Source organism: Paenibacillus sp. sgz302148 (genome assembly GCF_056120465.1).
Window position 1 is genome coordinate 169,800 of the sequence record NZ_JBVYOJ010000016.1, and the last position, 6,144, is coordinate 175,943.

The 6,144-nt window shown below is 51.3% G+C and carries 6 protein-coding genes, 1 rRNA gene and 1 other RNA gene; all 8 read left to right on the forward strand.

Translation table 11 applies throughout. The features are described 5' to 3' along the window. Window positions 1-10 precede the first annotated feature (10 nt). Window positions 11-276: signal recognition particle sRNA large type (gene ffs, locus AC0LWM_RS22985), an RNA gene on the forward strand. Window positions 277-479: 203 nt separating this feature from the next. Then, the gene (locus tag AC0LWM_RS22990) at window positions 480-1,925 is read left to right on the forward strand and encodes an ATP-binding protein (protein WP_474677333.1); all 1,446 of its coding nucleotides are present in this window, start codon (window positions 480-482) and stop codon (window positions 1,923-1,925) included. Window positions 1,926-2,154: 229 nt separating this feature from the next. Next, window positions 2,155-3,951 (forward strand): DNA polymerase III subunit gamma/tau, encoded by a 1,797-nt coding sequence (gene dnaX / locus AC0LWM_RS22995; protein WP_474677334.1) that lies wholly within the window; start codon window positions 2,155-2,157, stop codon window positions 3,949-3,951. Between the two features lie 71 nt (window positions 3,952-4,022). Further along, window positions 4,023-4,334 (forward strand): YbaB/EbfC family nucleoid-associated protein, encoded by a 312-nt coding sequence (locus AC0LWM_RS23000; RefSeq protein ID WP_474677335.1) that lies wholly within the window; start codon window positions 4,023-4,025, stop codon window positions 4,332-4,334. A gap of 22 nt (window positions 4,335-4,356) precedes the next feature. Beyond that, on the forward strand, window positions 4,357-4,956 hold the full coding sequence (gene recR, locus AC0LWM_RS23005; RefSeq protein WP_474677336.1) for a recombination mediator RecR: 600 nt from the start codon (window positions 4,357-4,359) through the stop codon (window positions 4,954-4,956). A gap of 246 nt (window positions 4,957-5,202) precedes the next feature. Further along, the gene (locus tag AC0LWM_RS23010) at window positions 5,203-5,493 is read left to right on the forward strand and encodes a YaaL family protein (RefSeq protein ID WP_474677337.1); all 291 of its coding nucleotides are present in this window, start codon (window positions 5,203-5,205) and stop codon (window positions 5,491-5,493) included. After that, window positions 5,490-5,756 carry a pro-sigmaK processing inhibitor BofA family protein gene (locus tag AC0LWM_RS23015; protein ID WP_474677338.1) on the forward strand — a complete coding sequence of 89 codons (267 nt, stop codon included), beginning with the start codon at window positions 5,490-5,492 and terminating at the stop codon, window positions 5,754-5,756. Before AC0LWM_RS23010 ends, AC0LWM_RS23015 begins: the two co-directional genes overlap by 4 nt. Window positions 5,757-6,057: 301 nt before the next feature. After that, window positions 6,058-6,144 (forward strand): 16S ribosomal RNA (locus tag AC0LWM_RS23020); the annotation flags it as partial.

A 6,144-nucleotide genomic window follows, 5' to 3' on the forward strand; every position in this document is an offset into this window, starting at 1 on the left:
CTTAGTTTTGCCGTGCTAGATGGGGAGGTAGCGGTGCCCTGTAACCCGCAATCCGCTATAGCGGGGTTGAATTCCTGTTTTAGGTTGTACGATGTAAGGTCTGGCCTTTACACGAGGTGTTGACGGCTGGGTCCACCGCAATGCGTGCCTATGAACCCGGTCAGGTTCGGAAGAAAGCAGCCGTAAGTAGGATTTCGTATGTGCCGGTGGGTTGCCTGGCCTGAGCCTACGGTAAAGTTGCCGCTTGGATCGCACATATCGACGACAGGTGCACGGTATTTCATACAACACAAGTGAACGCTTCAGATGAACCGGCTTACGGATCGTCTGGGCGTTTTTTGTTTACCTAACATTTTTTTATAAATCAAATATGCATTGGGTAGAAGGAAAAAGCTGGTTTAAGGAGAATGTATACTTATGTTTACTTGTTTTCATCATAGATTGGCTCCTGATCGACCGATGCGAAGAGGTGGTTATAGATGCTGTTTGATTCGAACATACAATCGATCCGGCTGTCAAAGCAAGCATTGTACCCTTACATACGCCGTATTTCCAACGTCCTGATTTTTGTGATGGATTGTAACGATACCATCGTCGAGTGCAATGCGTATGCCCTAAAGACATTGCGCTTCAACCGCGATGAGCTCGTCGGCAGTTCGATTCATTCCATCGTAGCGTTCACGAAGCCGCTAAATGAGCTGAAGGCCGCTTTTTACCTGGACGGAGGCGCCGATGAGGACGTGCGGCTGACGATTGTCGCCAAGGATAATCAACGGATCTCGGCGAGCTTGAATATGATGAGGGTTGAGTTGGAGGATGGGGACGGGCATGTATTGCTTCTTCAGGACACGCGGCAATTTCGTGAGTTAAGCTTGCTGCAGCAATTTGCCGGCACGTTCATGCGCGATGTCAATCTCGGCGTGCTTCTGATCGATACGGACTTTTCTTTGGTCGACATCAGCGATATGGCGTGCAGACTTCTGGGACTTAACCGGGAACTTAGCTTGAACAAGCCGCTGGAAGAAGTGTTCGCTTTTGTGCCGGTGGAACATCAGCTTGTCCAACGGACGTTGCTGGACGGGGCTGTCGTGCGCAATCACGCTGTGTCATGGATGAACAACCAGGACCGGTATGAGCTGCTGATGGATTCGAATTTGTTGAAGGATCAGGACGGAGTAACGGTAGGCGCCTGCGTTATATTCAAGGACGTAACGAATCTTCGATCACTCGAAGAGCAGGTACAGCGAAGCGACAGATTGGCCATGATCGGTCAGATCGCTGCAGGGACGGCGCACGAAATCCGGAACCCGCTCACCTCCATCAAGGGCTTTTTGCAAATGTTTAAGAAAACGCTTCAAGACAAAGGAATGGAGAAGGAACAAGGCTATGCGGATATCATGCTGACGGAGATCAACCGGATTAACGAACTGGTCAGCGAGTTCCTGCTGCTTAGCAAGCCGAAGAACGTTACGTTCGACCTTGTCGACGTATCGAGCGTCCTTCAGGATATTATGCCGATCATCAACAATGAGGCTCTGCTGCACGGCGTAATGATTTATAACCATTCGGGTCGGGAAATGCCGCTAGTGGTAGCCGACCGTGAACTGCTCAAGCAAGTCTTTTTAAACATTTGCAAAAACGGGATCGAAGCGATGGTCGACGGCGGGACGCTTACGATTAGCGAGAAGGTCGATACCGAATACGGCAACAAAGTGAATATCGAAATTCACGACACGGGACCGGGGATTCCATCCTTTCTGATCGATAAAATATTCGATCCGTTCTTCACGACGAAGCAGAACGGAACGGGTCTTGGTTTGTCGGTCTGCCAAAGAATCATACACGATATCGGAGGAAGTATACGCGTTTCCTCCAAAGGCTTCGGGACAACGTTTACGGTGAGCATTCCGTTTTCCGACAACTAAGTGACGGCTATCTGCGGCAAGGCGGCGGGATAGCTGTTTTTTTGTAAATTTACGGCTTTATCAAGTCCGCCTGTAAAGGGCATAATTTCATCGGCAAACGAATTCGCCTATTCGGGCGGCGCTAGCCGTTTAACTTGATGCGATGTTATAGTATAATGGATGGAATCACGGCGATTGTGCGCCGGCCTGGAAGAACGCGGCCGCGTATCGCCCGAAAGAGGGAGAAGTTATGGCCCACATTGCATTATACCGCTCCTATCGACCGCAATCGTTTGGCGATGTTGTCGGACAGAAGCATATTATTCGGACGCTGCAAAACTCACTGAAGGAGCAGCGGCTTTCCCACGCGTATTTGTTCTGCGGCCCAAGGGGAACGGGCAAGACCAGCGCGGCGAAAATATTGGCCAAAGCGGTCAATTGCGAGAACGGCCCGAGCCTTGAGCCTTGCAATACCTGTGCTGCCTGCGAGCGAATCACGGCCGGCGCGGTGATGGACGTGCTCGAAATCGATGCCGCCTCCAATCGCGGCGTCGAAGAAATTCGCGACATCCGGGACAAAGTGAAATATGCGCCGACCGAAGTTCGGCATAAAGTGTACATTATTGACGAAGTACACATGCTGACGACGGAAGCGTTTAACGCGCTCCTGAAGACGCTGGAGGAACCTCCGGCCCACGTTATGTTCATTCTGGCCACGACGGAGCCGCACAAGCTGCCGGCAACGATCATCTCGCGTTGTCAGCGGTTCGACTTCCGGCGTGTTTCACTGGAAGAACAGATCGAGCGGATTCGTCATATTTGCCAGCAGGAAGGCGTCACGGCCGACGAAGACGCAATCGATTACATCGCGAGGCTTTCCGATGGAGGCATGCGCGATGCGCTTAGTCTGCTGGATCAGATCGTATCGTTTACCGGCAACCATGTGACGTATCGCCAAGTACTCGACATGACCGGCGGCATTGCGTCCGAGCAGTTCGGGCGGCTGGCCGAAGCGATCCGTACCGGCGATATCGGCGCGCTGCTCTCGCAAATCGACGGCATGATGCAGGAAGGCAAAAGCGCGGACAAATGCATCGAGAATCTGATCTATTACTACCGCGACTTGCTTATGATCAAGATGATTCCGAACGCCCAAGGCATGACGGACAGGCTGACGAACGTAGATGCTTTCCGGGAAATGGCCGACAAGTATAGCCGGGAGCAGATTTTTCAAATTATAGATATATTGAATCACTATCAGACGGAAATGAAATATGCTTCCCAGCCGCAAACCTTATTCGAAGTCGCCATGATGAAAATATGCAGTTTGCCGGCATTCGGAGGTAGTGTTCCGGCTTCGTTGGGAAGCGCCGCTCCTCACGTTGCGGCATCATCTGCTCCTGCTGCTGCGGCCGGCTCCGATGATGCCAGGCAGCTTGCGCACAAGGTTGAGGCGCTGGAGAAGCGGCTGGAGGAGCTGCTTCGGCAGGGCGTCCCCGCAGGCGGCGCATCATCAAGCGATCCGGGACGCGGAGGCTACTCCAGACCGGCAGCTGCAACGCCGCGTACCGGTTCCGTCACGCCGTCGCTGGCGAAGTCGCCGGGCAAGCTGGAGCCTTTCCTTCAAGGCAAATCCTCGCAAGAGTTCCAGCAGCTTTTTGGCGGGTGGGGCCGGGTGATGCAGCGGGTCAAGGAAGAGAAAGTATCGATCCACGCCTGGCTCAATGACGGTAAGCTTGTATCGCAAGCGGAAGACATGCTGCTGGTCGCTTTCAAGAATACGATCCATCGCGAAACGACGGAGAAACCGGCGAACAAGCAGCTGATCGAGCGAATGATGCATGAAGTCTACGGCAAGCCGCTCAGGCTCGTCACGATGATGCTGAAGGACTGGGAGGAGGCCGATTCTGGCGCAGCCGCCGCGGCACCCAAAGAAGAGCTTCAGCTTGAACCTGAGGATGGTCCTGCGGAGAAGCCGCAGAAGGAATGGATCGGGGAAGCGATTAAGCTATTCGGCGAAGACCTTGTCGTCATTAAGGAAAGCTGATGTTACTCGCTGGATGGTTCTGTAATGGATTCAAAATAATATTTTTATGAGATAAAAGGAGAGTTCAACCGATGAACAATATGAATCAAATGATGAAGCAAGTGAAGAAGATGCAGGAGCAAATGATGAAAGCCCAAGAAGAGCTCGGCAGCAAATTCGTCGAAGGCAGTGCAGGCGGCGGCGCCGTAACGGTTACGTCGAACGGCCACAAAAAAATTACGAACATCGTCATCAAGCCGGAAGCTGTTGACCCTGAAGATGTGGAAATGCTGCAGGACCTCGTTCTGACTGCGGTTAACGATGCGCTTGCCAAAGTCGACGAGCTGACGAATCAAGACATGGGCAAACTGACGGGCGGCATGAAAATACCGGGATTATTCTAAAGGTTAAAGGAGCTTACCAGCATTGTATTATCCCGAACCGATAGCCAAATTGATCGACGCCTTCGGCCGTTTGCCGGGCATCGGCCAGAAGACGGCAGCCAGGCTAGCGTTTCATGTGCTGCGGATGAAAGAAGACGACGTAATCGATTTTGCGAAGGCGCTTGTGAATGTGAAGCGCAACCTGCATTATTGCTCCGTCTGCTGCAATATCACCGACATTGATCCGTGCCGGATTTGTCAGGATAAGCAAAGGGACGTATCCGTCATATGCGTTGTTCAGGAATCGAAGGATTTAGTCGCAATGGAGCGCACCAAGGAGTATCAAGGCATGTATCACGTGCTGCAAGGGGCGATTTCGCCGATGGAGGGGATCGGTCCGGATGAGATCCGAGTAGCCGAACTGCTGAAGCGGCTTAGCGACGAGCGGGTGCAGGAGATGATCCTGGCTACGAACCCGAATATTGAGGGGGAAGCGACGGCGATGTATTTGTCCCGCCTGGTCAAGCCGTTCGGCATTAAAGTGACGCGTATTGCCCATGGCCTGCCGGTAGGCGGGGATTTGGAGTACGCGGATGAAGTGACGTTGTCCAAGGCGCTCGAAGGGCGCAGGGAATTAAGTTAATCGAACGTTGCGGGCGTGGAGTCATACTCAAGCGTTTCATGCAGAAGAGGGGCCTTAACTTCGGTTAAGGTCTCTTTTTATCTTTACCAAGAATAAACTTCCGCAAAACCGCGGTCGCTCATCCTCGTGACATCGAAAAAGTTTTTCTTATGTTCTAAGTTTGTCCTAGCTGCGATATGTATAACTAAGCGAATGTGTACGGGGGGACCTGTCATATTCATTATGCATGTGAAGGGGTGGACAGGCATGAGCTGGTGGACAAGATGGCGGCAAAGCAGATCGAATCAGATTGGGAATATGAAAGCGGACATAGGGAAGGATGAAAACGAACTGTATATCGATGTGCGCAGGGCGCATAAGAACTGGGAGAACGCATACCGTTATTTTAACTATGCGACTGACCCTGACGAAATTGAATGTGCCATATATGCCCTGGAGGCCGCGGAGAAGCGGTACGAGATGCTGCTGCGTCAGGCGAAGCGGCACCATTTGGCGGTTACCGATAAAAGCGACGTCGCGGCCGGTGGCGAAAGATGATGGCGTATTTGCCTTTGATCGTATTTGTCATTTCGCTGGCACTGCTGGTTGTAGTTCTGTTCAAAACTAAGATGTCATATCGGTGGCTTAAATATGCGGCCATTAACTTGGTTGTTGCTGCCGTTTTATTGTACGTGATCAACTTCTCCGGATTATTCGCGGATTTTTATTTGCCGATAAATTGGACGACAATCGCGGCTGTTGCTGTATTGGGCGTTCCCGGTTTGATGCTGCTCGTGGGGCTTAAATTAACGTTATTTTGATGGTTAGAAAAAAGTTTGGGGACATGCTTGACATTATGCTTTGCGATATGGTACATTATTTCTCGCCCCTTAAAAAGGCGGCAACGAAATGAAGAGCAACAAGCCGCGATCTTCAAGGACTTTTCGAAAGAAACGAAAGATTGCGAAAAAAAAGTACTTGCAAAGCAGTAGGCAAGTGTGGTATTATATAAAAGTCGCCGCTGAAACAAACGGCGAACGAAAAGAGAAACAAATTGTTCTTTGAAAACTGAACAACGAGCGAATAAGCCAAAGTTTTAAAATGAGCACAATCAGCTTTTCTTTAATGGAGAGTTTGATCCTGGCTCAGGACGAACGCTGGCGGCGTGCCTAATACATGCAAGTCGAGCGGAGTTATTCCTTCGGGGAT

Bases quoted from the DNA above. Each gene is read 5' to 3' on its own strand.
- AC0LWM_RS22990 (WP_474677333.1), top strand. From the start codon at position 480: ATGCTGTTTGATTCGAACATACAATCGATCCGGCTGTCAAAGCAAGCA.
- dnaX (WP_474677334.1), top strand. From the start codon at position 2,155: ATGGCCCACATTGCATTATACCGCTCCTATCGACCGCAATCGTTTGGC.
- AC0LWM_RS23000 (WP_474677335.1), top strand. From the start codon at position 4,023: ATGAACAATATGAATCAAATGATGAAGCAAGTGAAGAAGATGCAGGAG.
- AC0LWM_RS23010 (WP_474677337.1), top strand. From the start codon at position 5,203: ATGAGCTGGTGGACAAGATGGCGGCAAAGCAGATCGAATCAGATTGGG.
- AC0LWM_RS23015 (WP_474677338.1), top strand. From the start codon at position 5,490: ATGATGGCGTATTTGCCTTTGATCGTATTTGTCATTTCGCTGGCACTG.